This window comes from Rhizobium rhododendri (assembly GCF_007000325.2).
Taxonomy (GTDB): Bacteria; Pseudomonadota; Alphaproteobacteria; order Rhizobiales; family Rhizobiaceae; genus Rhizobium; species Rhizobium rhododendri.
In genome coordinates this window covers 894,699-918,125 of the sequence record NZ_CP117268.1, presented here as the reverse complement: position 1 = coordinate 918,125, position 23,427 = coordinate 894,699, and the positions used below count along the sequence as shown (strand labels likewise).

The following is a 23,427-nucleotide window of genomic DNA, read 5'->3' as shown; positions in this document are numbered from 1 at the left end:
TGGTACGCTGCTCGTTAACGCCAATGGGAGGGCGTCGAATGCAAGCGACGGAAACTCTGTTCGAAATCCGCCGGCTGGGCTACCGCCACTTGCCGTCCTATCGAGACATCCGACAGGAAGCTGTTATGGAATGTCCGGAGGAGTTCGGGATCGCCGCGGAACAAGAATTCGCTCGATCCGACCAATGGTATCTCAATCGTCTGTCTACCAGCTTGGTTCTCGGAGGTTTCGATCACGGCGGCTGGCTCTCGGGAGCGGTGGCATTAGATTTGCGCCAAACCACAGCCGGCAACGAAGTCGCCGTCCTCTCGGGCATGTACCTGAGGACTCACGCTCGCCGATCTGGACGATCCAGACAGCTTCTTCAGGCTGCGATCTTTCATGCATTTGAGCGATCTCCAACCATCGTGCTGGCGGTCACGTTCTCGAACCGGCGAGCTAGGCTGCTCTACGTAGCCGCAGGGTTTCGCGAATGGAAAGCGGGTCCTCCAGAGGCAGGCGGCGACATCTCTGCCGGTGAGGTCCTGATGCGGTTAGATCAGGAAGATCACTCTTCCACGAACGGGTTTTGCCCATAGAACCATAAGGTCATTATCGAAATAATTCACAGCGTCAAAAGTAATTGACAGCTTCTCTTGCGTTGAAAACACCGCCGTCATGATCATGCTGATGTCGACTGGCCGTTCAGTTAGAACTGCAAGCGTCAGATGGGGCGGATACCCTAATTCCTGCATGGAGGCGGAAGGCTCGAAGATGCTCGCTTCCTCCCATAGGTTCCTGATTCAACCGCTGTAGCGTTGCAGCATTTCACACTGATCCCATAGGGCATTCGTTGCGTCCGGTGTGGGTTGTTGTCCGACCGTATAGCAAACGGATGCCCTGGGTCGAGTGGCCGCTTCGGGCCGACAGTAGTCGTTTTGCTCCTCATCGCTGCGCAGATCACTATATCGCTCCGTCGGTATCGTGCATCTGATCTGTATTGCGGTGCATAAGCTTTAATGGTCCGTCCGCCGACAATGTGGAAGTCTCCGAGACTTGCCTAACGTCTCTCCACTTCGAGGATCATTGGCATTGCCCACGAGGCATTGGGAAATGGCCAGCGCAGCAGGGTTACTTTGTCTTCATGCCACTGCGATTCCCACTTTGCATAGAACTTTCGCGCGAAGCCATTCAGTCTAACGCTCTGACAGGCGATAGGCCCCCCGTCGAAGTTCAGCGCGACCTTCAGGTCGAGCTGCGAAGACTTCAGGAATTTGGCAAGGGTCGCGAGCGGGAAAAAGGCTTCCTTTGTGGTGCCGACTATAATCCTGCCAGCGCCGTCCTTCCCAACGAAGGTTCGGTTCGCGAGCCATTTGCTTGTTGTCGGTACATGCGTCTGCCCGTCAGTTCCAATCAACAGGGGATACGAGACCATTGCGTTGGTCGACCCGGAAATGGCGGTCTGCCAAGGCTGGTCGGCAAGTTCCTTAATATCCGCCGTGCCGTCGCTCGCCACGAATGCTCCGGCCTTGGCATCGTATGTCGTTGGCCCCATCGCGACGCCTTCACTGATGATCGGAGTGTCTGGAAGCGCGTGGAGGTCGAAGTAGCTCCCGTTGACGATGAGCACGGCATTCGGCAGTGCTTTTTCCCATTCGTCTATGCCCTTGTCGCCAGCTGGAGCATTGCGGGCGATGAACTTGAACCGGGTGGGATCGATCCGGTTGAGAAGAACGCGGTCGGCTTCCTTCCCGTCTGCAATCACGGGCATCTCGGCGACCTCGTACCCAGGTTCTACCTCCCGCCACTCGTAAGCGCCAGCGATACCGATTGGGGGATTGTCCTGAAGAGCCAAACGCATCGACGGAGAAAGCCGAGGATCGTCTTTTTCGATGGTGATCCAGTAGGTTCCGCCTCGTCTCAGGATGGTATTGAACCCGTAGGCTCCGTTTCGATCCCAGATGTATCCGATACCTACGCCAAGAAAAACGATGGCAGACGCGGCAATGGCGAGTGGCAGTTTGTACTTCAAAGGGTATTCCTCAGCGGAGACTGGATATGGCGTCTGCAGTACACTGGTGGCCGATTTATGTTTAGAAAGCGGCAGTCGCAATAGTGCGTCATTTGCTCCTTCTCCGCGAATCGGATTCATCATCGAACGTGAAACTTTCAGCATCTGGAAAAGAACGGAAACCCCATTTTCAGGATCGAATATTTCAAGCGTATCGGGGTTCGCTACCGGCTCCAGCTATCTCTGGCGACATTGCTGGGATGGCTCGTGATAATGGGGGTCGCTGGGCATTTAAGCGCGGGCAGCGAACGTTCGGTGGTCAAATTTGTCGGCCAAGGCATCGCGTGGCCAATGGTCTTCGCAGTGGTTTTCCTGGCGATAGTAATCTCCACGTTCCGGTGGTGGGACCTGGGTTTTTCTGCATTCTCGGTGAGAACGGCGCTCAAGCTGAGTTGGCTACCCATGGTCTACATGGCCGCACTTGGGGTCCTAATGGCAATAGTCGGATTGCCGCCGCTGCGAAGCGCGATTTTCATAGGCATCAACACGGTTTTTGTCGGTATGTCTGAGGAAGTGATGTTCCGGGGAATATTGTTCAGCGGGCTGCGTTCGAAGCTCAGGCTATGGCCATCCCTCTGGGTGTGTTGTGGACTTTTCGGGTTCGTTCACGTCCTGAATGCTTTAGCGACTGCGCAATGGACAGTCGCAACCCTTCAGGCAGTGGCGGCGTTTCAGACTGGCTTCATGTTGATGGCGCTTCGTTTGAGAACTGGTTCGCTTTATCCGGTCATACTTCTGCATGCCGTGTGGGATTGTTTGCTGCTGCTGGTTGCGTGCCATACCGGTGGCGGGAGCCCAAATCAGCCACTGCCAGCATACGCCTTTGTAGCTCCGCTTTTCCTGCTACCCAATTTTTTATATGCATTGTATTTGTTGCGGCCAAAGGGACTGGCCAAAAATTAATCGGTCAGTTGCACTCTCCACTCCGATATAGATGATGCCCTGAGGAATGCTGTCACGCCGGATAGCGCCAACAGCGGTCTTCCCCAATTCGCCTCTGCGATCGCTTCAAAGCCGCTCGAAGCGGAAATTGCGAATACGGCCGCCGTTCATCAGCATGCCGGTGACCCGGCCTTCTCCATCGCGGGTGAAGGTGAACCGGTCGCCGTTACCGAGAAAATGGTCCGGAGCGACGGCTGTCAGTGCTACTTCTCGGGATTTCACGGATTTAAATACCAGCCCCGCCTCCTGAACTTTCACGCTGTAGGGCATGTCGTTTTCGACCGGACGATAGGTGCCATGCTGGCTGTAATAGCCTATCAGTAGCTTCCCCTTATGCGCCACAAGGCGGGCAACGCGGCCGGCCAGTTAGGGTTCGGTGTAATAGCCGGTAAGCAGTTCCAATGCATGGGCGTAGGGTTGCGGGAACGTGTTCGGCACTTGCTCTGGCACCGGCTGCAACAGATGTGCCAGATAGATATCGGCGATCCCCCGTGCGAGGTTGCTCGGCACGATCGACCCGAGATTGGCAAGGATCGCCACCGAGAAATGCTGCTCGGGAAAGCGGATGATATCGGAGCGGAAGCCGGCGTCGCCGCCGGTTGTTCGACGATCGCCAGGCCGCGATGGGTACCGAGGCCGAGACGCGAGGCATAGTCGATGTCACTGCCGTCGTTCAGCCGTCCACGATCGACCATTCGAGCAATGATGGCAGGCCCTCCGACGCGGTGATGGTAGAAATCTTCGTCCCAGAGCGCGAGATCTTCGACCGTCGTCAAAAGGCTGGTCGCGCCCACGGTGTCCAAATTGGTGTCGGAAATCTCCACACCCCGCTCCGTATCCACATAGCCCTCGGCCACATTCCTGATGACCTCGGCGTAATTGTCTCGGAAGAACGTGTTGCTCATGCCGAGCGGTTCGAAAATCCGTGCCGAGGTAAAGACCCGCAGCGACTGGCCACTTACCGTCTTCAAGACCTGCGCCACCAGGGCATATCCGGTGTTGCAATAGAGGTATTCGTCGCCCGGCTGGAAATTCAGGTCCTGCTGGCGGGAGACGACGGCAAGGATGTCGTCATCGGTAATCAAATCCTTGGAGTATCGCCAGCCGGCGAGGCTAAGCAATTCCCAGTGATCGCGCAGGCCGCTCGTATGCCGCATGAGGTGCCGCAGAGTGATCGGCACGCCAAAATCAGGCAGGCTGGGCACGTATAAATGCACCGCATCATCAAGTGACAATTTTCCTTTCGGCCGACAGCAGCAGTATGGCAAATGCCGTGAACTGCTTGGAGACGGATGCTGAATGAAAGACGGTGGACGGCCCGATCGCGACACCATGGCCCAGATTGGCCATGCCAAAGCCGCGCTTATAGATAACCTCGCCATCCCGCATGACTGCAACCGCGCAGCCGGGAGAATCTTTAGTGTTCCAAGCCTCGAACAGTTGATCGACGCGTTCCGCTTCGGTCATCAGTGTCTCCCAGATCACTTTAGTGTGGCAATGAAATCGAGAGTTGAGGATATTGCAAGACTCGGAAAAATGAAAAATAAAGTGAGTGTCGATGGCCGCTTTGGGCCGAGACCGGACACGCCAAACACGAGACTAGCGATCCCCATGCGACTGTGCGAATTGCTCATTATATGCTAGTCGTTGCCAACCATTGCGCAGGGGTTTCGCTACGTGACGCATTTAGAATTGGCAAAAAGTCACCATCTTGCAGGATCATGCCAATGCGGTTCGGTGACCTATCGGGTGGCAGACGAATTCACTTTCGCCGTCAATTGCCATTGTTCAGTCTGCCGCCGGGCAACCGGCGCGGCTTTCAAACCCCTAGCCGGGATAGAGCGTGACAAGCTGTCCGTCACCAGCGGGCAGGATGATATCAAGGTCATCGACGCCGAGGCGTGGCGCGACCAGAGGTGCGGTCGCTGCGGCTCATTTCTGTTCGCGGTCGTCCGCGATGGGACATTTGCCCATATCGCCATGGGAACCCTCGTAGACGATCCGTCCATTCGGCCCACAGCCCATATCTTCGTTGGTTCGAAAGCGCCGTGGTTCACCATCACCGATGATCTGCCGCAATATGACGAGCACATTGTTGCGGAAGAAAATCCGGCTCGCGGCACGGCGCAGGCCTGTTGATCGATCAGGACAGTGGTACCGCAAAGCGGCGAGGAGTGGGTATCCAGACGAAAACCATAGCGATCTATACCGTCAACGGTGTACTTCACGTCGATGTAAAGTTCGGCAGCTTCACCCCTCAGTTTGTGGTCGCTGCTGATGATCGTGCCTTTAATGGGGAGCCAGCCAATAACTTGACGCAGCTGGCGGATTCTGTTTGCAACGCTCACAACGAAAAATAGCAACACGAAAATATAGAATACTACCGGATAGAATTCATCCCTCTCTCCTTCCGGCCGTCGACTGGGTCTTAGCAATAAATTCCTTAAAAATTGCGACGTAACCTCCCAAAAATCATCTAGGGAATATCAAGAATTGCATTTTAAGCACAGGGCTGTGCGAGCGGCCTCGATGCACGACAACAGGGGGACACTCACTCACGGGTTAAATTACGCCTGCTACAAGAAGGCGACCTTGAGAAGTTCTCCAATGAGTTCGGCAACGCCTCGGAACGTAGCGCTTCCTAGTATCAGTCCTATTAATGCACCAAGCGGGGCAAATAGGATCATTGCGACTACACCCGCTAGATGAAAACCCAGCACTCCTGCGAGCAGAAGGCCAATGCTGCTCAGAATGATCAGAGATGCTCTACGAGCTTTGCTCATCTTGTCGATAGCTGGCCATGACGTCATCCGGTCGCCCAATCTCAAGCAGTAGCAAGGCGATCATGCATACGTCCGGCCCGACCGTCAAGAAATCATGATTAGGATCGCTCCGTCCCCTTACTGCAAGCACTGTGCAAGATAAAAGTGACCACCCATGTTTGTAATGTGAAGCTCCGTATAATCGTCAGTCGCTACACTCAGGCCTGTGCCCTCAGAATATGTTCCGTACAACCGACCACTGGCATTGGGTTTCGACATTTTTCTCCGGAATTCATCGGACCAGCTTTTCGACGGCTGGGATAGTTGGTCCATCTCATCATAGATCAAAAGCCATTCGTGCCCAAAATTGCCGAAGCCCCCGCCCTCCGATGCCCAGAACCAGTGAATAAGTACAGGATGCCCAGCCAGCGCGGCGCTCTCTTCCACGTCTTGCAGGAAATTATGTTTCTCTACCTTGAATCGAAACCAGTCGCTATCAAAGCCGAAGTGAACTAAAACTATGAACGGCATCCATGCCAGGAAGGGGGCTGCGAACAACGACAACGCCCGCCTCCAATCCCATTTGATTAAAATCCAGCAAGTGCAGGCTAGCCACACTACTACGGCGAGCAAACCGGGAAAGACAACTAAAACAATCAAGATGACGTCGTCATCAATTGCTCGGCTGAGACTTATGACAACGTAGCAATACAACACGACAAGCAATGCACCAATAAAATATGATGGGTGAAAGCGATTGCTTGCCGCTTGGCGTTCAATAGGCGCTGTGTGCATTGATTGGGTACCTATCGTGCGTCCCGCCAATCGCTGGCATTAAATGGCCGGAAATGAGCATATCTCGTTTGCATGCAGGAGCGACAGAGCGCACCCTTGGCATCATCCATTGGGGGGTCGTGCCGATAGCCCGTTCTGCCCCACGGCCCAGACGAGGTTAGCTGGGGTGTCTTTGAGTTGTTTTTCATACTCGGCGGAATACTTCGCGTGCTTTTCAACATCATCAAGGTCGAGAAAAAGAGAAATGAACCTCATTGATCTTGGGTTCCCTCTGGTTTTCTAGGGTAAATGGAGAGGGGATCGCCTTTGATGCGCGTGCCTCCAAATTAGGCCTTCAGTATTGCCTTGATCGCATTATCCACCGCATAGCTTCTCTTAATCATGCAGCGCTGCGGATATGCTGGGTCCACAAGGACAACGACGGACATTCCTTTGTCTAGGCTCATCCGTTCAGTACCGTATACATTTAAGTTTTCAGCGAAATACGCTTTTCCATCAAAGACATATGAGACTTCTACTAAGGTAGTGATATCCTCGCCATTCACAATCCTTCGCGACGACACAAGAGTAGCAATAGTCTCGACCCAGCCCGTAGACAAGATTATCTCTCGGCGCCTGGCGAATACCGAGGCAACAAGCAGGCCTACGATAAACACAAACACGAGAATATTCAGGATCATCTGCTCAAAGTCCGCGCCTGTTTGTAGTTATTAATCTCTAAGCGGCGAAGTGAATATACGCAAGTTCTAGTGAAAAATGCGGTTCCTTAGGCGTTCTGATCCCCCACGCCCCGACCGAGGGTGGTGATGTCCGGTTCGGGTCGATTCAGGACATGAAGCCCAAGCCGTCAATCAGGTCGGCTCTGCCGATATGAACCAGAGCCGCCATCAACTCATCCCTCTCGTTGGGTGATGCTTGCCGAAGCTCTGCGGCTATGGCTTCCACAGTCTCAATATCATCATCCTCACTAGCGGTCGAAGGACGTCGATCCAGGTAGGAGATGGCGATTGCGAGCGCGGCTGCGATATTGTGCATATGCATCTTTCGGGAATAGACCTGGCGGTCAACAAATGCAGGAGAAATTATCATACCTTCTCGGAAGTCTTTATTTATCCGAATAAAGAAGGCATTTGTGCAGTGATCAGAGGTCCACTTCGGGCCGAGAGGAGACGTTTAGCCCCGGAGCGTGTCGTCGGCGCGGATCGCGTTAACGACCAAACGTAATCTTTGTCTGGTGTCCGCCATTTCAGCGCCAAACGCCATATGATTTGTCTCAATATCGACTAGATATTCGATGACCTCTGCGTCAGAGAACCCCTGTCGCAGAAGGTCCGCCGTTTTAAATAGGTAGTGATCATACTCGTCAGAGAACGGTTGGCATTCGGCGTCTCTCCAAGTTTGACCTGGCTGGAGTAAACCAATGGGGTCCCACAGGCTCCAGCCGATATCACGAAGTCGAGTGAGTTTCGAACTGATCGTCATAGAACCGTATCCCTCAAAAGAAGCATGAAATTCTATATTAGGCAGTAGGGCTGGTTTCAACATGTCCGCTCTGGGCCGACAGCGGTCATGGGCGGATCGCCAGTAGGAGACATTCACCGGCCACATCGACTAAAATCGACCTTCTGCACCTAGCGGATGTGCGCCTTCCAATCATGATAGAACCGGAACAGCTCCACTGCTGTTTATCGCCGTAAGTCGTCATCGTGACGGGGATCACGTCCTTCGAGAAATCCTAAGTCCCGTTTCATGTAATTGGGCATCGTGTCAAGGTCGCGCGGTCTCCAGCTCCCAAACCGGCGCCATCGCTCGAATACGGCTTCGCGGCATGACTTCCAACCCTCAATCGCCCTGATCAATAGCGCTCGCTTGAAACGACAGCTCTCCATAATACCCCTCTATGCAAGCTTTAGTCGTTTGCACTCTGGCGCTGGAAATGCTCGAATTCCAATCGAACGATTGGAACAGGGCATCAAGAGAACTTATGCATGAAGCTGTCTAAGCAATTCCCGTTGAATGCCCTGCGCGTCTTCGATGCCGTGGCGCGGATGAACAGTTTCACGAAAGCGGGTGTTGAACTGGGTATGACGCAAACAGCCGTCAGCTATCAGATCAAACTGCTTGAGGAGAATGTCGGTGAACTGTTGTTTGTGCGTCAGCCGCGAGCGATCTCACTGACCGAGGCAGGCGAACGCTTGGCCCCGAAAGTTTCCGAGGCATTCGAGTTACTTCAACAGGCCATGGTCAGTGTCCGACAGGCAGCGGCGGAGACGCTGACTATCCATTCGACAGCGACCTTTGGGCAACAGTGGTTGTCCAGGCACATCGGTGCGTTTCAGCTACTCCATCCACATATCGCTGTTCGACCTGTCACAACCTCTATCCTTGCCGATTTCAACCGAGACTCCGCAGATGTGGCGATCCGGTGGGGAACAGGTGATTGGCCAGGACTTACGTGTCATAAGATAATGGCGATGGAGTTCACCCCGATGCTTAGCCGCGACGCGGCCGCTCGCGTCGGCGGAATTCATGCACCAATCGATCTTCTGAAGCTGCCGATCATCAGCGCCGGAGATGTTTGGTGGAAACAGTGGTTTGAAGCCGCTGGCGTCCACGATCCCGGGCTCGAACGCTATCCCAAGAACGAGTTTGGAACCCAGGTTCTGGAAGCAGGTCTCGCCATGACCGGGGAAGGCGTGGCTATGCTCAATCCTGCTCATTTCGAAGATGACGTCGCGGCGGGACGACTTTACCAGCCCTTTGCGTTGACCTGCATCGACGCACCGACTATTGGCTCGCGTATCCCGAGGGGCGACGGAACATTTCAAAGATTAAGGTCTTCCGAAGGTGGTTGCTGGAAAAATTCGATGTCGCCGCAGCCTGATGGCGCAGCCCCGTTGAGTTACTTTCGTTTTCGAGGGCTGTGCTTCCAAGCCGTGCAATGGCCGCTTTGGGCCGATAGCGGTCACGTAGTAGCCGGTCTCCACAATTGCCCGAGCGCCAAATTTACTTCGTGTAGCGGGAGGCATCGCAGGGGTAACTCGTATGGAAGACGTCTGGACAACTCTTGCGTCAAAAACGTTGGTGAAAGATCGATGGATTGACCTTCGCGCCGATCAATGTCGCACGCCGAGCGGGCAGGAAATCAGCCCATACTACGTGTTGACCTATTCAGACTGGATAAACGTCGTGGCCATAACGAGCGATGAGCACGTACTGCTGACGAAGCAATATAGACATGCGGCGGGTAGGGTGTTTTGGGAAATTCCGGGTGGTGGTATTGACGCCAATGACCCTGACCCATGCGCCGCCGCCGGTCGAGAACTTGAGGAAGAAACAGGCTATCGGGCAGGAAAGATTGAACTCATAGCAACCTTTTTCCCCAATCCAGCCTCTCACACCAACCGCCTACACACGTTCCTCGCGACTGAAGTGGAACCCGTCGGAACACAACTGCTCGACGCTGGTGAAGACGGTCTAACAGTTCACCGCATGCCGGTTGGAGAATTGATCAAAAAACTCCACCACGGCTTTCTAGAGCAAGCGCTCCATACCTCGTCTGTCCTCACTGCCTTGCTGGTCTCTGGACGCATTGGAGAAATTGCGCCCTGATCAAAGACCAAGTGGAGTTGGTCGAGACTTGACCGCGAATGATCCCGGGGCCTATGGCTCCGGAAACGCGGCCAGCGAAGGAGTGGGTTTAAGGTCTAGCGGCCACGGCCGCTTCGCTGGGACATGATTTAGACGTCGCTTCGTCAGGCTGGCAACTGGAGACGAAATGTTCGGTTGATGGTCGGTCACCAACCTCGCCCAATGCGTTCTCGGAAACAAAAAAGGCCGGGGCAAAATTGCACCGACCTTCCTCATCATCGTCTACTCGTCCTGCCAGTACATCCGTGGTCAGAAGTTGAAAGCGACAGCGGCTTCACGAACGCCGAAATCATTTCAGCGCTCCTAGCGAGCCGACATTCTTCAATTAGTTAGTCATTGTGTTCTAATTAGGGGTGCTAAAGCGCACCGCCCGTTACTGGATTTACGATTGGGCGCTCGCTCTCGTCTTTGGAGCCCGCTGGCTGCACAGTCGGCGGAGCCATAGACTCTTCATCCGCAAACTTCTCGTCATTCGCTCTCGGAGAAACATCGTTGGGCCGCTTTTGCTCGGGGGAGGCGTTCTGATCATTGGTCGACATGTCGGTCTCCTTTTAAAGAGAAACAGGTCTCAGCGTCCAAAGTTCCGGTATCTCGGTAGATAAGTGAAGGTGGACCGACCCGCTGTCGTTCCTCTAACCGGCTCGGCCTTGAGCGGCAAGCCTCGGTAAGTTCATAAGGCAAGGAGATTGACAGTCGCTTTGCATGGTCTCAATCTTCTAACGGCCATAATGGCGAAGTGCTGACTTCGGTTCGACCAACTGTCCGGTCTTGCTTGCAGGACGTGGGGCGCAGATATACGTATAGGGCCGGACTGAGCGCTGCTCGGCAACGCAACGGAGTGAACCGACCATGGTCGATGCCATCAGACCGATTACCGGTTCATCAGCAACGTCGCCCACCCAGGTTGGCCGCAGTCTTTCGATAACATCGGAACCTGACAACAAGTGGGTCGCCACACGTCAGTCGATCATCGATTCAGATCAAGTCGCACTGAAGCAGGCGAACGCGGAACTTCAGGCAGATATGGCCCGATACTCAGGTGTGGCCGATGATGAAATGGAGGTTTCTCCCGATCATCATTCCCATGGTGGAAGCGATACCGAACGTGAAGGGCTTGGAGTCGCTGACAAGGATGAGAAAGAAAAGCTTTCAGGGGAAAGCGATCTGATCGGAACTGTCGATTTCGACGATGATACCCCCTTCGGGCATCGCACAGCCATCGTTTAGGTCGCTCATGGCCATTTCTTTTCAGGCGCTCACTGGCTTAGTCACCGGAAGGATGGGGACCGATAATGAACGTGATCAGAGCCGCCTCTACGACCCCATTTTGTCTTTATCCAACGAGCTTTAGAAGCTTGGGTCTCTCTCGAACACGTCGTGGTTCTGCGCTGATCGAAATCCTCCTTTCTTTGTAGCCTTCCTACGGAAACTAACCCGAAAAGCTATTGCCAGCAGAACAATCCCACATCCAACTCCTAAAAGTACAGCAGCGAATGTTGGCACGACATTACTCTTTTCAGTTGGAGATGACAGATGCTTGGACGTCAGCAAGTAATTTGTCCGACGAGGCATCACCGCGCCGCCGAAAGCTTCTATCATCCTAAGTAGACGACTGCTCTAAAACGGCGTCGTCACGTTCTCCACTGAGGTGGGTTTGAAGCGACGACTGAAAACGCGAAACGTCCCCGTAAGTTACAGAAAAATCTGCGCTAACAGTATTCCGCTCTTGTTCAGTCGGCATGGTTTCCCGCACTGGTGTAGCCAAGAGGACCTTCACACTCAGCAATCCTCTCGGGCCAATCGGAACGATTTGGAGGCTGAGATGTGCCTGATCAATCGAGTCATCCTCGAAGAAGCCACCCATCAATAACGGTCGGGCGTTGCCTTGGCCTATTGGATATGCCCCAAGGGACATCTCGAATTTACGAAGTTCGGCAAGGCTAAACCATGCAGCGCTTTTTCCGGCAAAGTCTCCGCTTTGCACGACGGCGGTTAATTCACCATGATGATCGTCGTCTGGTTTGTATCGCAATGTGATTTTCTTCAAGGCACCCCCAAAAACGGTCCATGACCTCAACGATAGGCTTTTTACCATAAATAGCGAGCCCAGTATCTATGGCCGCTTCGGGCCGGTAGCGGACTTTAAAAGATCCCATGGGCTTGTCGTGACCGGTTTGGTCGAACCATGGGCCGACGCACTTCGCCAGCCATCTATCGCGGCATGTCTCTTACCGTCGCCGCAACGCGGCTCGAATTTCGGTCCGCTGCCGGCAGGGACGACACATCAGGTGTCCGGGCCGGCAGCTAAGGCAGGCTGCTGGCCGTAAGCGCGCAGAATGGCCAGGATGAGCCCCGGGAAACGGCCGTCCACTTCCTGACAGCGCGAATGATTGCTCATTTCGATGCCACGGCGCTCGGAGCGGATCAGGCCGGCCTCGCGCAGGACTTTGAAATGCTGGGAGAGCGACGACTTCGGAATGACGCGCTCACCAAGGCAGGCGAGCGCCGTACACGTTCCGCTGGAGCCGACGCCGGCGATCTGCGCAAAGATCGCGGCCCGTTCCGGATCGGAAAGCGCGTACAGGATGGCCTCAGGCCGGATGTCGTCTATAGCGGGGTGCACGAGCGGTCTCATAAACTTTATATAGGGGCACTTGAAAAGCAGATCAACAGTTCCGAAATTCGGAACTACGGAACAGGCCGGAGAGAGCGATGGCGTCCGTGTCGAAAGGAACGATCATGTCTAAACTTACGGGAAAAGTGGCTCTGGTGACCGGTGCGTCCAAGGGGATCGGTGCGGCAATTGCCAAGGCATTCGCTGCCGAGGGCGCACAGGTCGTCGTCAACTACGCCTCGAGCCGGGAGGGCGCTGACGCCGTTGTTAATGCCATCGCTGCTGCCGGCGGCAAGGCCATTGCGGTACAGGGTGACGTGACGAAAGCCGATCAGGCAAAGGGGCTCGTCGACGCCGCCATCGAGGCGTTCGGTCGTCTCGACGTGCTGGTCAATAACTCGGGCGTCTATGAGTTCGGCGCGATCGAGGACATCACCGAGGCGCATTATCGTCGCATGTTCGACGTGAACGTTCTCGGCGTCCTGCTGACGACGCAGGCAGCGGTCAAGCACATCGGCGAAGGCGGCAGCATCATCAACATCTCGTCTGCGGTGACGAGCCTTGCTCCGCCGACCTCCGCCGTCTATTCGGGCACCAAGGGCGCCGTCGATGTCATCACCAGCGTCCTTGCCAACGAGCTGGGTCCGCGCAAGATCCGGGTCAACGCCATCCTGCCCGGCATCGTCGAAACCGAGGGCACGCATACGGCCGGCTTCGTCGGATCCGATTTCGAGGTTACCGCCGTCGCCCAGACCCCGCTCGGCCGCACCGGCCAGCCGGACGATATCGCCGATGTCGCGGTCTTCCTCGCTTCGAACGACGCGCGCTGGCTGACGGGCGAACGACTGACCGCGAGCGGCGGCTTTCGCTGACCTTTGATCACCCGCCCGGCCGATTGCCCTGCAGCGTCCCACGACGCTTGCTCGGAATCGGCCGGGCGTTCAGTGTCGGGGCCGGCTTGGCCCGCGCCTTCCCCCTCCTTTCGGGGGAGTATCCCACATGCAGGGTGACACGCATTCATCTAACCATTTGTTCCGCATCGCATAATGAAAGCAATTTCTTTCCGAGTAGAGACACCGGCCCCTCTCCGAGATCGGCAGGCAGGTCGATTGCTGGCTGTCCCGAAACGTTAAGTCTCTCCGTCGACGGCGTGAGCTGCACTCCTTAATCTCCGAGGGTAATCCCGGCTTGCCTCAACCAAGCGTCCGAATTCTCTGATTTCTCTTGTCCATTGTCTGCGCAAACTAACGGATACAGCGCGCGTTGCGGGGGCCACTCGACCTTGCCCTGCTTCGGTCCCGCGAAATCACAGAACACGGGACTGGTGCTAACGAACTCAGCCGGAAAGTTGTGGATGACTTCCTTCACACATGACAGCCGCTGATCGCTGTGTCCGGGGCACAATAACCAAACAAAGCCAGCAAGCACGATGTCATTGCGGTACCGAAATGACCCATCACTGTCGCGGCGTCTGTCGGCGAGCTCCATCTCTGTGCCTCGTGACACATATAGACTCAAGAAAGCTGCACGAGCGTCCTCCGCCTTCTCGACGCTACCACTTCCAACGATGCCTACGATGGCGCGCATAGTCGAACTGGGGCAGGAATCCGGTGGGCTCGACGATCTTCCATTTCTAAGCCCGCTGAAATAAACCAGCCAAGGCTTCACTTCATTTATGTCTTCCAGAGCAAAGGTCTGACGTTCACAGAGCGCTTTAGCCGCATCAAAATTCTCGGAGGTCGTTAAATTTTGCCCATTTGCCTCGGTCGATATCGTTAGTATCAATAGACCTAATACCGCGCATAAGGACTTTAATTGATGAGGTAGTTTAGACATATTTTATCACCTTTCGGCGTAATAGTGGTTCCCTTGATGGAGATCTATCGACCTGAATTGCCGTTTGAATTTGCGGCCCTGAGTCATCGTGTCGCAGCTATTCGATTGTCTCGGGCGTCCTCGCCTTGACCGCATGAACCCGCCGCCAATCGAGGCCATCAAACAAGGCTTCGAACTGGGCGTGGGTCATCGTCATCAGGCCATCCTTGATGCCGCGCCAGGTAAAGGTTGCTCTTCCAGCCTCTTGTACCTTATCCCAGAATGCAGCCACGACCAGCGCAGATCAGCAGCTAGTGCTGGTTACGCATCAGTTTCATCCTCTTTTCGGACGGCAGCTGCGCTGCGTTGGCAAGCGAAGTAACTTGCAAGGCGACCGGCTGCTGCTGCAGACCGACGATGGCGCCATATGGCCGCGTCCCCCTCAATGGACTGATCTTGTGAGCATCGATCCAGAAGTTGTCGTGAGCAACGGGCGTGCGCTCTTGCTCGTTTCGAACTTGATGGATCTAGCGACCATGGTGGAACACCTTTGCGGCAGGCTGGCAACGCGGCCGCGCGCGGAGTGTAAGGATAATTATGCCGCACATGTAAAGGGGATTATGCCGCTTGGGGATCTAAAATGAGCAATTATAGCTGTTTTATCGGCCTAAATCCGCGTTACAAGTGTGATCCAATCCTTGATATAATCGAGATATGCGGTATAAATACAATTACATTCATACTCGATCTCATATCCGGAGCCTGCAATGCTCGCGAAGTACGGCGGCAAGCGATCAAAGATGGATGAGCTCATCGACGAGGGCACCTTCAATCCAAATTCCGAGAAGGTGCGCGATCCAAAGTTTCGCGGCAGCGAGTTTTTCGATCCGCACGACGCGGTCCAGGTCAAATACGAGATGCTGCGACGCGTCTCCGTCGACAACGTCTCGGTAACAGACGCTTCCGACGAGTATGGGGTTTCCAGACCGACTTACTATCAGGCCAAGTCAAACTTCGACGCGACGGGGATCGCCGGACTGGTGCCGGCAAAGCCGGGACCCCGTGGACCCCACAAGGTCGACGACGAAGTCCTGGCATTTCTGCAGGCGAAACTGGTCCCGGGCGAACCCGTTCATGCCCGCGATCTCGCCAAGCTGGTTCGCACCGAATTCGATATCGCACTACATCCCCGGACGATCGAGCGGGTGTTAAAAAAAACGATCCGCTAGACGTTACCGTGGGACCGGCGTGTTCATTGCCCGACATCGCGGACCAGTACGAGGTACTGCGCGGCGCAGCTCTCGGTGAAGCTCTGCCGCTCAAGGCTCGTAGCGGGCTCATGCTTTTTCTGCGCCGCGGCATGTGGGGATGGGCCCGCACACTGACTACAGCGGCAAGCCCAGACCAGAGGCAGTTTTACCTATCATCGGCCACCCGACCGGCGCACGGCGAACTCAGCGCCGTCGTTCATGTCCTGGCGACCATCGCCATGAGCATCCATCAACGGAGAGCACCATGAATGTACACCTCAAAGTCCAGCCCCATCACCGTGAACGCAGCGCATACCTCTACGTCCGCCAATCTTCGATGCGGCAAGTCATCGACAATACCGAGAGCGCCATGCGGCAATATGCGCTTCGCGGGCGCGCTATCGCCCTTGGTTGGCGCGATGAGCTCGTCCATTTGCTGGAGGTACTGGGCCGGCTAACTCTCGATCTCGATACGATCGCCATTTACAAGCTCGTTGTTACGGAGGCCGACCGCTTTCCGGAGGTCGCAGACGCTTTCTACAAACGGGCGATTCTGGGTACTTCCAAGGTCGTCGAGGGGTGGCTGCAATCTCGCTGCCGGACGGGAGAAATCGCTATCGCCGACATCTCCCTGGCGGGCGGCGCTCCGTGAAGTGATGGTGTTCGAGCCTCAACGCGGTGTGATGCTCAATCAGAAAAAGCCTCCCTCGTTAGAAGAGGTACGGCAGCGGGCCGAGCTATGCGCAGGAATCTTTCTTTGCGGGTGTATGGCGAAGACGAGGGGTTCTGCCGAGAAGGAGGGCAGAGGCTGATATCAGGGAGGTTTTCCGAGAGGCCTCTGGCGCGCCGACTATATTTGCGAATTTCCTTCGACTCTACCCGTGAACATGTTGGACGGCGGTGTGGTGTACGAGTCCTGAGTACGATCACCGGCCAGCGGGTCCTCAGTGATTTTGTGTGCTCTCGTGATCTTCCGGCTCGAACGCATCGGCAATGATCTGCTCGATGTTGGCCACTTCTTTGTCCGTCAGCTTCACGAATTCCCTATTTCTTCGCTTTTTGGAGAGTTGACCGTTGTTCTGGCTGACGAACGTAATAAGCGAGCCAATCATCGAATCTGGCATTTCCAGCAGGTCCTGTATTCTTTGTTTCGCCTCGTCGTAGGAAGCCAAATATGCAATTTCTTTGGGAAGGTCTTCTTCGATTGTCCTGATGACGCACGCGTATAAGAATTCCGACAGGGATGTATAATCGCCGTAGCGATAAAGATCGGCGGTGTCGTTCAGGACGGAAACGTTCTGCTGCGCAGTCGGCACCCACTCGATATACGGTAGAAGGGGTCCGGTGAAGTTGCGTAGGTGCGCTGCGTAGTCGGCTTCGCGATCGAGCAGAACAGTTGAGACTGGGAATATCAATCCTGCGGGCGTGAAGCCGCGTTCGGCAAGTACATGGTGTATCAGATAGCGGTGTAGTCGTCCGTTCCCATCAACGAACGGATGCACTGCGACGAAGCCGAACGCCACAATAGTCGCTTGCACAACGGCGTCTACTCCGCTTTCCGCCATTCTCTGCCCAGCATCGATTATGCCTTCAATAAGAGCTTTAACGTCTTCATGTCGGGCTGGCACGAATTCTGGAAGTGGATTGTTTTCTCGGTCTCGTACACCAATAAATCCATCTTCGTCACGCAGGCCTTGTTTTATAAAGCGGTCTTCTTCGATAACGATGGTTTGCAGGCGCTCTAGTTCATCTACGGAAAGTGGGTATTTGCCAGCTTGGGAAACGGCTCTCATCCATCGTTCAAGCCGATTTCGGGGCGGGCGTTCACCTTCGATTTGATAGGAGGCCTGTGTGTCAGCAAGTAACATGAAGCTGGCCGCGCGCGCGACAACGCCTGTGCTGACTCCGCCGATCAGGTCTTTTGTCTGCACGTCCCAATGGCTGCCGACAGCATTGTCAAGTGTAGGCGTCCGTCTTACCATCGGGCAGAACTCGCGGTTGCCTAACAAGTTGTTCCTCACGCGGTGGCGGGTCGAATTGGCCGGCAGAGATGTAAAATACGCGGCCGGATCGATGGCATCGACGTAGTTGCCGCGACCGGCATCTGGAACATTTAGTTTTTCATCTGTCAGCCATTCATAGAAAAACCAGACGCGGCGGGCCATCGCCCCCGTCGGTTCGCTGAGCACCAATTCCTCGATTTCACGTTTTGGTGCCGCGGTAAGGAGACGCTTGAGTATCAGCAAGTCGACGCCTTCGTAACGTAGGGCGAACGTCAGGTGACCAGCGAGGGTATTGGCGGGCGCATAGCGGGCATCGTAGATTTTCCAGCCGTCCATCTCTCGTTTGGTATCCCTGAGGGTGACGTCTGAAATGGCTGTTGGTGTTTTCAAGGGAGCCTTTACCGAAAATTCGGTTATCAGAGCGCTCCAGCCGACAAGGGTGGCGCGTGCCGGCACCAAACGTTCCTGAAATATGCGGGGGAATGGTCTGAACGTCATGATTGGCTCCGTGTGGGAAATCAATTAAAGATATGGAAATACGATTACTATCACGTGTCAATGCGGAGAGTGGATTACGTTCATTTATTTTCGGTTATTTTGTGCGGTTTTTGTGGAGAATTGATTATGGCTATAAACATAGAAAAGTGGAAAATCCATTATTAGTGTGGAAATTTGATTATCAACAACATGATCTGCGATTTTTTGATTATTTTGAAATCGGCAGCGGCGCGAAGGAACTGACTGCAAATAGCGTCCAAGACCCTCCTGGCGGCCCCTGTGCAACATTCAGACGCGCGCCATCGATGTCGACGGCTTCCTGGACGCCGTGATCGATGCGGACAATGGCAACAGTCCTGTTCGACATCGCGGCCAAGTACGTCACCCCCATCGCCGAGGGCAATGCCAGACGCCATCCCGTGTTGGCGATGATGCACGTCTCCGTCATGGTCAACGATCATTTCGCCGCCAAGAGCAATGGAGAGGAGGACGGCGACGGCCTCATTTCAGGTATGCGGACATCGTGATCGCTTCTTCGACAAGAGGCCGGCCGAACCGGCACTGTCATAAGCCTGTAGCAGCCTGTGGACCTGGCTGCGACAGAGAGCAAGCAGTTCGGCCGCCTGAACTACACTCAAGCGATGATCCCGGATCTTCTGGATGACTTCGAGGCGATGCAATTCTTTCTGCGACATGGTGATCAAACAGGACATGACGACTCCGTTCGCTCCTGGTCTCCACCAGGCTGGACGTCGTCATCCTTGCTCCCAACATTGATGTTGACCAGTGCATCGAAAGGCGAGACTGTCGCATGTCTAACCGGCCCACCTGTCGCATTACTAAATAGCCGCTACATGTCAAAGCTGCGTAAGGTAGGTTATGGAACTAAAAAGAAGATAGGGCCACTTAACGGTGTCCTTTTGACGCGAGAGAAAGGAACGCGCAGGCGGCTAAATCGATCCTTGGCCAACAACTATCTGCAAAAGTATTACGAGAAATCTCGATCACGCGACGCTTGCGGAAATGGTCATGAACCTGTGGTGCCGCTCGAAATCCTTTTCACCGGACCGCTTACGCTGCATCGGAAGCCACCTGGAGCAAAAACGATTTCGGGAGCCGTTCCGAACAGCGATCCCAACGCAGACCTCACATATCGCGTGCCGTATCCCTGCCGCGTCGGCTCGCGAACCATGGGCCCGCCCACTTCGGTCCAGTTCAGGGAGAAATCGGAACTGTCGTCTTTTGCGAATGTCCAGACGATCTCTACATGCCCCTCAGGTCGGGAGAGCGCACCGTATTTGATGGCGTTGGTGATGAGCTCATGCAGGCACAGCGCTATCGTCGTTCCAGCGTTGCGACTGACGACGATGCCCGGCCCACTGACTTTTATGCGGCTCACGCCATCCTTGTTGTAAGGAGAGACAGTCAGGTCAACCACTGCGGAAAGCGCGACCTCCTCGCCACCGGCTTCGAAAACGGCCGTATGCACGTCGGAAAGCGCTTGAAGGCGACCGGTATAATTGCTGGCGAGGTCCTCGACGGTTGTGGCTCCGCGTCGAGTCATCTGAAAGATCGAGCCAACGCTTGCCAGGATGTTTTTTACCCTGTGATTGAGCTCCAGACGAAGCTCTCTTTCGCGCTCGATGGAATCTCGGACCTGACGTTGGCGCAGTCGTACCAGGAGGTTTGACTGGATCCCGTTCACAAGTTCCAGCGGGGCTATTGGGCGCGTGTGAAACAGGAGACGTGCTCCGGGCCAGGAATTCTGCAATTGGACACGGATTCGTGCAATCGGCGCGCTACGTTCCAGGAGGACGATGATGGGTACTTCCGACCAGTCGGGCTGCTCTGCAAGATGCTCCGCAATGCGCGCAACTGCCTCTGGATTGAGCGCCTCATGGGTAATGACAATGATGCCGGGCGAACGGGCTAGGTGCTCACCCAGCTCGTCGCCGGCCTTTGCGGGCATGACCTCGATCATCTGTTCCCGAAGAAATGCTGCAATGTAATCGGCATCCTTGCGAAAGGGAGCCAGGACGAGCACCCAGTCCAGCTCGCTGTCGGTTGGAACATCATTCATTTTGGATCTGGAAGCGGATTATAGGCAACCACGCTGACGCTACCGCTTTCGATCAGCAGTTCACGTACATTGAGATCATGCGGGCCGTGGCGCTTCTTGACCACGGTTATATTCCGGCGCAGTCGCCCCTCATGCTCCATGATCCGCAACAGCAGGACGGTATCGCCAAGAAAGCTGACATCGACATCTATGCCAACATTCTGGCCTATCAAGCCGTGTTGAGCGACAATCAACATGGTCAGGACACCGGAGCGGGCCAAATACTTCAAGAGGGACTGGATATCGCGCACCGCTTTCTCGCGGTGCGGCAGAGAATTTAGGTATCCCGTCAGGCTGTCGATCACCACCACCTTCGACTTGTTCTGTGTGACCGCATCCTGGACGATCTGGCCGAACTCTCCCGGCGAGATTTCATTGGGATTGAAATCTCGCAAGATGAGTTTGCCGTCTTTATGGAACTGCCTCAGTTCCATACCCAGGCCCTCGGAACGGCGGAAGAAGGTTTCCAGCCGCTCCTCGAACAGGAACAGCGCCACACTTTCACCGCGCTCGAGCGCTGCTGTGGCGTAGAGGGATGACATCGTCGACTTGCCGGTGCCCGACTGCCCGATGACGAGTGTCGTGGTCCCGGCCTCCTGGCCTCCCCCAAACATTTCGTCGAGCTCTGCGACACCGGATTTGATCAGTTGCGGCTTCGGATTTTCCGACGCCTTGCTGGACATAATTCGAGGGAACACGAGGACGCCCTCCCCTTCGCGGATAGCCATGTCGTGATATCCGTCGGCAATCGGTACGCCGCGCATCTTGGAGACCTCGATGCGGCGGCGCACACCGCCATATTCCTCGAGCGACTTGTCAAACCGGATCACACCATGAGCAAGCCCCTCGACCTCCTCGCCACTGCGGTCGGGGCCAGCGGTCTGGGTATCGAGCAGCAAGGCCACGACGTTCTGTTTGGCAAGGAATGACTTAAAGCCAATCAACTCGCGGCGAAAACGGGGGCTATCGCCGGTGATGAGCCTGATTTCGAGAAGGGAGTCGTAGACGAGACGGCGCGGCTTGTGTTCCTCGATCGCCGCTTCGATAGCTTTTCTCGTTTCGTCCAGACGAAGATCGGCCGTCAGGAAGATGCTCTGATCGTCCGCTTCGTTGACGGTACCGGATGTCGACAGTTCCTCGACCCGGATCCCTTCGAGCGTCCACCCGTGCGAAATGGCGATAGCTTCAAGCTCTGCGGCGGTCTGCGAGAGCGTGACGTATATGCAGCTTTCGCCGGCCTCGACACCTGCACGCAAAAATTGCAGAGCGGCTGTCGTTTTACCCGATCCCGGCGCTCCCTGCAGCATATAAAGGTTCGACGCTGGCAGGCCGCCGCGCAAAATCTCATCGAGCCCGGTAATTCCCGTACTGACAAAAGTAGGCTTTTTCTGTTTGGGCATGTTCGTCTTCCGCTGCAATGCTTGGCGCAAATTGGAAATCGGTGGCGCGCATCGTCCAGGGAAGAGCCGCTCTCTTCTTATATTCACCTTTCTGCGAACTTCAATTCCGGGGTCGCGCCCGCCAGCCACAATTTTCAACAATGCCTGTCATGGAGGCAATCGGATTGCGCCCGCAGGATCTCTGCCGAGAATTTTGGGCGCGTATTGTTGGGTCAGCCGGAAACTGACTGAAATCGCGTGTATGCGTTCATCGGGTAAAATTGACTGTCTCTGTCCGGGGCTATCGCAGAGCGAAAGCTACGCATGGTCGAGGCGAAGGCGTTGCGATGCCCTCATCTTACTCGAAGCGGACGGTCTGCTTGGCTAAGCGCTCTCTTGCAAGAGTTGAGCGACAGGCGCGTGAAGTTCCGTTGGGTGCCTGCTGCGGTCGCTTTTTGATCAGCCGTGTTCGATTGGGTGACGTCGAAAGACAGCATGTCGGTGATATCTCTTCTCGCTTCAAAACATCCTTCAACCAATCAGGTGAAGGGTAGCGAGCGCAAGCACGACGTAACGCCCGGTTTTCGCGATGGCAACAAGGATTGTGAATGTAAGAAGTGGCTCCCGAAGAACACCAGCGATAACGGTGAGGCCATCGCCGACGATTGGCATCCATGACAGTAAAAGCGACCATTTGCCGTATCGCCGATACCATTTTATCGAGCGTTCCAATCCCTTGTCGCTCAACGGGAACCAGCGATACTCTCTAAAGCGCTCTATCCACCGCCCAAGAAACCAGTTCGCCATGGCTCCGAGAGTGTTGCCAACAGATGCAACGATAACCACGCCCACGACCGAAAATTTTGTCGAAAGGAGCATGCCGACCAGAACAGCTTCAGACTGCAATGGGAAGATGGTGGCAGCAATGAATGCCGTTGAGAACAGGCCCGCATAGGCGGCAATATTCAGCATTTTTCCAGCAATCTACGAGTTTGCGAGGAGCTTCACCTCCAATGATCCCGTCGGTCAGGACAGGCGCACCAAGGACCGAGGCCATGTAATGCGACAGGAGGGGGATAGTCATCTCCGAAGAACATCCACGGGAACAGAATCGAATCCGAGCGCCAAAATTCCTCGCGCAATGGCCGCCAAGCGGATAACGCTTTCTGCGAACCCGGCGTCATAGAATTCCCTTGAATTGTGATTGGCCTGGCTCTCTAAAATCGGACTTAATCCCTGTCTCAGCCAGCGAGGTCTCGTCGGGAAATCAGCCCGGCAAACGGAAGGCGATCTGCGAGCGGATGGGGACCAAGGTCGGCCTGTCGGTTGTCTCTCTTAGGAAAGGACGTCCCATGCCAAGTTGAGAAGCAACGAGACAGGCGCCAGAAGGGCTCCTTCCCGTCCACAGGTTGTCTTGAGAAAAACGGCAAGGGTGTGCGGTCTCTGCAAGAGGCGCAATCGATGACCACCACCGCCGGTCTTGCCCCAGGCCCAAATATTGGGCTGAACCGCCGAAAGCCCGTGATTGCTCAGGCATTCAAGGCCGCTC

General features: G+C 55.1%; 28 protein-coding genes and 3 pseudogenes. 14 read left to right on the top strand and 17 right to left on the bottom strand.

What is annotated here, in order from left to right:
• Positions 1-38: 38 nt before the first annotated feature.
• Positions 39-578 (top strand): GNAT family N-acetyltransferase, encoded by a 540-nt coding sequence (locus tag PR018_RS21980; RefSeq protein WP_161991007.1) that lies wholly within the window; start codon positions 39-41, stop codon positions 576-578.
• 461 nt (positions 579-1,039) lie between these two features.
• Here PR018_RS21980 and PR018_RS21975 read toward each other — a convergent pair whose 3' ends face one another.
• Positions 1,040-2,155, bottom strand: coding sequence for a phosphodiester glycosidase family protein (locus tag PR018_RS21975; protein ID WP_244615522.1), 1,116 nt, complete (start codon positions 2,153-2,155; stop codon positions 1,040-1,042).
• A 150-nt stretch (positions 2,156-2,305) separates the two neighbouring features.
• Here PR018_RS21975 and PR018_RS21970 point away from each other — a divergent pair, with 150 nt between their 5' ends.
• Positions 2,306-2,953, top strand: a complete 648-nt coding sequence (locus tag PR018_RS21970; protein WP_161991006.1) for a CPBP family intramembrane glutamic endopeptidase — start codon at positions 2,306-2,308, stop codon at positions 2,951-2,953.
• A gap of 105 nt (positions 2,954-3,058) precedes the next feature.
• On the opposite strand, the gene PR018_RS21965 is transcribed toward PR018_RS21970, so the two are convergent.
• From PR018_RS21965 to PR018_RS21955, 3 genes are read right to left on the bottom strand one after another with little or no spacing between them, the layout of a single operon-like run.
• On the bottom strand, positions 3,059-3,262 hold the full coding sequence (locus tag PR018_RS21965) for a hypothetical protein (protein ID WP_142831851.1): 204 nt from the start codon (positions 3,260-3,262) through the stop codon (positions 3,059-3,061).
• A gap of 47 nt (positions 3,263-3,309) precedes the next feature.
• Positions 3,310-4,227 (bottom strand): serine hydrolase domain-containing protein, encoded by a 918-nt coding sequence (locus tag PR018_RS21960; protein WP_161991005.1) that lies wholly within the window; start codon positions 4,225-4,227, stop codon positions 3,310-3,312.
• Positions 4,217-4,459: a serine hydrolase domain-containing protein gene (locus tag PR018_RS21955; RefSeq protein WP_142831847.1), complete on the bottom strand. Its 243-nt coding sequence runs from the start codon at positions 4,457-4,459 to the stop codon at positions 4,217-4,219. Before PR018_RS21955 ends, PR018_RS21960 begins: the two co-directional genes overlap by 11 nt.
• A gap of 210 nt (positions 4,460-4,669) precedes the next feature.
• Here PR018_RS21955 and PR018_RS21950 point away from each other — a divergent pair, with 210 nt between their 5' ends.
• The gene (locus PR018_RS21950) at positions 4,670-5,131 is read left to right on the top strand and encodes a GFA family protein (protein ID WP_161991004.1); all 462 of its coding nucleotides are present in this window, start codon (positions 4,670-4,672) and stop codon (positions 5,129-5,131) included.
• Positions 5,128-5,352, top strand: a complete 225-nt coding sequence (locus PR018_RS21945) for a hypothetical protein (RefSeq protein ID WP_142831845.1) — start codon at positions 5,128-5,130, stop codon at positions 5,350-5,352. Before PR018_RS21950 ends, PR018_RS21945 begins: the two co-directional genes overlap by 4 nt.
• Positions 5,353-5,892: 540 nt before the next feature.
• Here the strand turns inward: PR018_RS21945 and PR018_RS21940 are convergent.
• From PR018_RS21940 to PR018_RS21925, 4 genes are all read right to left on the bottom strand, one after another.
• Complete coding sequence (locus PR018_RS21940; RefSeq protein WP_142831841.1) at positions 5,893-6,549, bottom strand: hypothetical protein; 657 nt, start codon at positions 6,547-6,549, stop codon at positions 5,893-5,895.
• Positions 6,550-6,875: 326 nt separating this feature from the next.
• The gene (locus PR018_RS21935) at positions 6,876-7,229 is read right to left on the bottom strand and encodes a DUF3592 domain-containing protein (protein WP_142831839.1); all 354 of its coding nucleotides are present in this window, start codon (positions 7,227-7,229) and stop codon (positions 6,876-6,878) included.
• A gap of 145 nt (positions 7,230-7,374) precedes the next feature.
• A complete protein-coding gene (locus tag PR018_RS21930) occupies positions 7,375-7,638 on the bottom strand; it encodes a hypothetical protein (RefSeq protein WP_142831838.1) in 264 nt (87 codons plus the stop codon).
• Positions 7,639-7,722: 84 nt separating this feature from the next.
• Positions 7,723-8,031, bottom strand: coding sequence for a hypothetical protein (locus tag PR018_RS21925; protein WP_142831837.1), 309 nt, complete (start codon positions 8,029-8,031; stop codon positions 7,723-7,725).
• 506 nt (positions 8,032-8,537) lie between these two features.
• Here PR018_RS21925 and PR018_RS21920 point away from each other — a divergent pair.
• Both PR018_RS21920 and PR018_RS21915 read left to right on the top strand, forming a co-directional pair.
• Positions 8,538-9,433: pseudogene (locus PR018_RS21920) on the top strand (LysR substrate-binding domain-containing protein).
• Positions 9,434-9,594: 161 nt separating this feature from the next.
• Positions 9,595-10,161, top strand: a complete 567-nt coding sequence (locus PR018_RS21915) for an NUDIX hydrolase (protein WP_142831836.1) — start codon at positions 9,595-9,597, stop codon at positions 10,159-10,161.
• A 395-nt stretch (positions 10,162-10,556) separates the two neighbouring features.
• On the opposite strand, the gene PR018_RS21910 is transcribed toward PR018_RS21915, so the two are convergent.
• Complete coding sequence (locus PR018_RS21910) at positions 10,557-10,739, bottom strand: hypothetical protein (protein WP_142831835.1); 183 nt, start codon at positions 10,737-10,739, stop codon at positions 10,557-10,559.
• A 310-nt stretch (positions 10,740-11,049) separates the two neighbouring features.
• On the opposite strand from PR018_RS21910, the gene PR018_RS21905 reads away from it, so the two are divergent.
• A complete protein-coding gene (locus tag PR018_RS21905) occupies positions 11,050-11,427 on the top strand; it encodes a hypothetical protein (RefSeq protein WP_142831834.1) in 378 nt (125 codons plus the stop codon).
• A gap of 373 nt (positions 11,428-11,800) precedes the next feature.
• Here the strand turns inward: PR018_RS21905 and PR018_RS21900 are convergent, their stop codons facing one another.
• Positions 11,801-12,247 (bottom strand): hypothetical protein, encoded by a 447-nt coding sequence (locus PR018_RS21900; RefSeq protein WP_142831833.1) that lies wholly within the window; start codon positions 12,245-12,247, stop codon positions 11,801-11,803.
• A gap of 237 nt (positions 12,248-12,484) precedes the next feature.
• The gene (locus PR018_RS21895; RefSeq protein ID WP_142831832.1) at positions 12,485-12,835 is read right to left on the bottom strand and encodes an ArsR/SmtB family transcription factor; all 351 of its coding nucleotides are present in this window, start codon (positions 12,833-12,835) and stop codon (positions 12,485-12,487) included.
• A 104-nt stretch (positions 12,836-12,939) separates the two neighbouring features.
• Here PR018_RS21895 and PR018_RS21890 point away from each other — a divergent pair, with 104 nt between their 5' ends.
• Positions 12,940-13,686 carry a glucose 1-dehydrogenase gene (locus PR018_RS21890; RefSeq protein WP_142831831.1) on the top strand — a complete coding sequence of 249 codons (747 nt, stop codon included), beginning with the start codon at positions 12,940-12,942 and terminating at the stop codon, positions 13,684-13,686.
• A gap of 292 nt (positions 13,687-13,978) precedes the next feature.
• On the opposite strand, the gene PR018_RS21885 is transcribed toward PR018_RS21890, so the two are convergent.
• The gene (locus PR018_RS21885; RefSeq protein ID WP_142831830.1) at positions 13,979-14,650 is read right to left on the bottom strand and encodes a hypothetical protein; all 672 of its coding nucleotides are present in this window, start codon (positions 14,648-14,650) and stop codon (positions 13,979-13,981) included.
• Positions 14,651-14,859: 209 nt separating this feature from the next.
• Between PR018_RS21885 and PR018_RS28535 the strand changes: the two genes are divergently transcribed.
• From PR018_RS28535 to PR018_RS28525, 4 genes and pseudogenes are all read left to right on the top strand, one after another.
• Entirely contained in the window at positions 14,860-15,273 is a 414-nt protein-coding gene (locus tag PR018_RS28535) for a DUF5372 family protein (RefSeq protein ID WP_161991003.1), read from the top strand.
• A 123-nt stretch (positions 15,274-15,396) separates the two neighbouring features.
• Positions 15,397-15,858: a helix-turn-helix domain-containing protein gene (locus tag PR018_RS21880; protein WP_142831828.1), complete on the top strand. Its 462-nt coding sequence runs from the start codon at positions 15,397-15,399 to the stop codon at positions 15,856-15,858.
• Between the two features lie 286 nt (positions 15,859-16,144).
• Positions 16,145-16,321: pseudogene (locus tag PR018_RS28530) on the top strand (recombinase family protein); the annotation flags it as partial.
• Entirely contained in the window at positions 16,313-16,531 is a 219-nt protein-coding gene (locus PR018_RS28525) for a TetR/AcrR family transcriptional regulator C-terminal domain-containing protein (protein ID WP_425064170.1), read from the top strand. The pseudogene PR018_RS28530 and the gene PR018_RS28525, both read left to right, overlap by 9 nt.
• 292 nt (positions 16,532-16,823) lie before the next feature.
• Here PR018_RS28525 and PR018_RS21870 read toward each other — a convergent pair whose 3' ends face one another.
• Complete coding sequence (locus PR018_RS21870; RefSeq protein WP_142831826.1) at positions 16,824-18,380, bottom strand: Fic family protein; 1,557 nt, start codon at positions 18,378-18,380, stop codon at positions 16,824-16,826.
• Between the two features lie 32 nt (positions 18,381-18,412).
• On the opposite strand from PR018_RS21870, the gene PR018_RS21865 reads away from it, so the two are divergent.
• On the top strand, positions 18,413-18,712 hold the full coding sequence (locus tag PR018_RS21865) for a hypothetical protein (protein WP_142831825.1): 300 nt from the start codon (positions 18,413-18,415) through the stop codon (positions 18,710-18,712).
• A gap of 12 nt (positions 18,713-18,724) precedes the next feature.
• A complete protein-coding gene (locus PR018_RS21860; RefSeq protein WP_142831824.1) occupies positions 18,725-18,907 on the top strand; it encodes a hypothetical protein in 183 nt (60 codons plus the stop codon).
• Here the strand turns inward: PR018_RS21860 and PR018_RS21855 are convergent.
• The 4 genes and pseudogenes from PR018_RS21855 to PR018_RS21840 all read right to left on the bottom strand — a co-directional run.
• Positions 18,902-19,093, bottom strand: a pseudogene (locus tag PR018_RS21855) (helix-turn-helix domain-containing protein); the annotation flags it as partial. The gene PR018_RS21860 and the pseudogene PR018_RS21855 overlap by 6 nt on opposite strands.
• 314 nt (positions 19,094-19,407) lie before the next feature.
• Positions 19,408-20,460 (bottom strand): sensor histidine kinase, encoded by a 1,053-nt coding sequence (locus PR018_RS21850; protein ID WP_142831823.1) that lies wholly within the window; start codon positions 20,458-20,460, stop codon positions 19,408-19,410.
• Positions 20,457-21,899 (bottom strand): DUF7125 family protein, encoded by a 1,443-nt coding sequence (locus tag PR018_RS21845; protein ID WP_142831868.1) that lies wholly within the window; start codon positions 21,897-21,899, stop codon positions 20,457-20,459. Before PR018_RS21845 ends, PR018_RS21850 begins: the two co-directional genes overlap by 4 nt.
• 510 nt (positions 21,900-22,409) lie before the next feature.
• The gene (locus PR018_RS21840; protein ID WP_142831822.1) at positions 22,410-22,850 is read right to left on the bottom strand and encodes a YqaA family protein; all 441 of its coding nucleotides are present in this window, start codon (positions 22,848-22,850) and stop codon (positions 22,410-22,412) included.
• Positions 22,851-23,427: the final 577 nt, after the last annotated feature.

Coding starts and splice junctions, on each gene's coding strand:
- PR018_RS21925 (WP_142831837.1), bottom strand. CDS start 8,031: ATGACGATCAGTTCGAAACTCACTCGACTTCGTGATATCGGCTGGAGC.
- PR018_RS21885 (WP_142831830.1), bottom strand. CDS start 14,650: ATGTCTAAACTACCTCATCAATTAAAGTCCTTATGCGCGGTATTAGGT.
- PR018_RS21850 (WP_142831823.1), bottom strand. CDS start 20,460: ATGAATGATGTTCCAACCGACAGCGAGCTGGACTGGGTGCTCGTCCTG.
- PR018_RS21930 (WP_142831838.1), bottom strand. CDS start 7,638: ATGATAATTTCTCCTGCATTTGTTGACCGCCAGGTCTATTCCCGAAAG.
- PR018_RS21845 (WP_142831868.1), bottom strand. CDS start 21,899: ATGCCCAAACAGAAAAAGCCTACTTTTGTCAGTACGGGAATTACCGGG.
- PR018_RS21880 (WP_142831828.1), top strand. CDS start 15,397: ATGCTCGCGAAGTACGGCGGCAAGCGATCAAAGATGGATGAGCTCATC.
- PR018_RS21905 (WP_142831834.1), top strand. CDS start 11,050: ATGGTCGATGCCATCAGACCGATTACCGGTTCATCAGCAACGTCGCCC.
- PR018_RS21860 (WP_142831824.1), top strand. CDS start 18,725: ATGGCAACAGTCCTGTTCGACATCGCGGCCAAGTACGTCACCCCCATC.
- PR018_RS28535 (WP_161991003.1), top strand. CDS start 14,860: ATGCCGCGCCAGGTAAAGGTTGCTCTTCCAGCCTCTTGTACCTTATCC.
- PR018_RS21980 (WP_161991007.1), top strand. CDS start 39: ATGCAAGCGACGGAAACTCTGTTCGAAATCCGCCGGCTGGGCTACCGC.
- PR018_RS21915 (WP_142831836.1), top strand. CDS start 9,595: ATGGAAGACGTCTGGACAACTCTTGCGTCAAAAACGTTGGTGAAAGAT.
- PR018_RS21935 (WP_142831839.1), bottom strand. CDS start 7,229: ATGATCCTGAATATTCTCGTGTTTGTGTTTATCGTAGGCCTGCTTGTT.
- PR018_RS21890 (WP_142831831.1), top strand. CDS start 12,940: ATGTCTAAACTTACGGGAAAAGTGGCTCTGGTGACCGGTGCGTCCAAG.
- PR018_RS21965 (WP_142831851.1), bottom strand. CDS start 3,262: ATGCCCTACAGCGTGAAAGTTCAGGAGGCGGGGCTGGTATTTAAATCC.
- PR018_RS21840 (WP_142831822.1), bottom strand. CDS start 22,850: ATGCTGAATATTGCCGCCTATGCGGGCCTGTTCTCAACGGCATTCATT.
- PR018_RS21870 (WP_142831826.1), bottom strand. CDS start 18,380: ATGACGTTCAGACCATTCCCCCGCATATTTCAGGAACGTTTGGTGCCG.
- PR018_RS21955 (WP_142831847.1), bottom strand. CDS start 4,459: ATGACCGAAGCGGAACGCGTCGATCAACTGTTCGAGGCTTGGAACACT.
- PR018_RS21975 (WP_244615522.1), bottom strand. CDS start 2,155: ATGCTGAAAGTTTCACGTTCGATGATGAATCCGATTCGCGGAGAAGGA.
- PR018_RS21910 (WP_142831835.1), bottom strand. CDS start 10,739: ATGTCGACCAATGATCAGAACGCCTCCCCCGAGCAAAAGCGGCCCAAC.
- PR018_RS21895 (WP_142831832.1), bottom strand. CDS start 12,835: ATGAGACCGCTCGTGCACCCCGCTATAGACGACATCCGGCCTGAGGCC.
- PR018_RS21865 (WP_142831825.1), top strand. CDS start 18,413: ATGGAAATACGATTACTATCACGTGTCAATGCGGAGAGTGGATTACGT.
- PR018_RS21940 (WP_142831841.1), bottom strand. CDS start 6,549: ATGCACACAGCGCCTATTGAACGCCAAGCGGCAAGCAATCGCTTTCAC.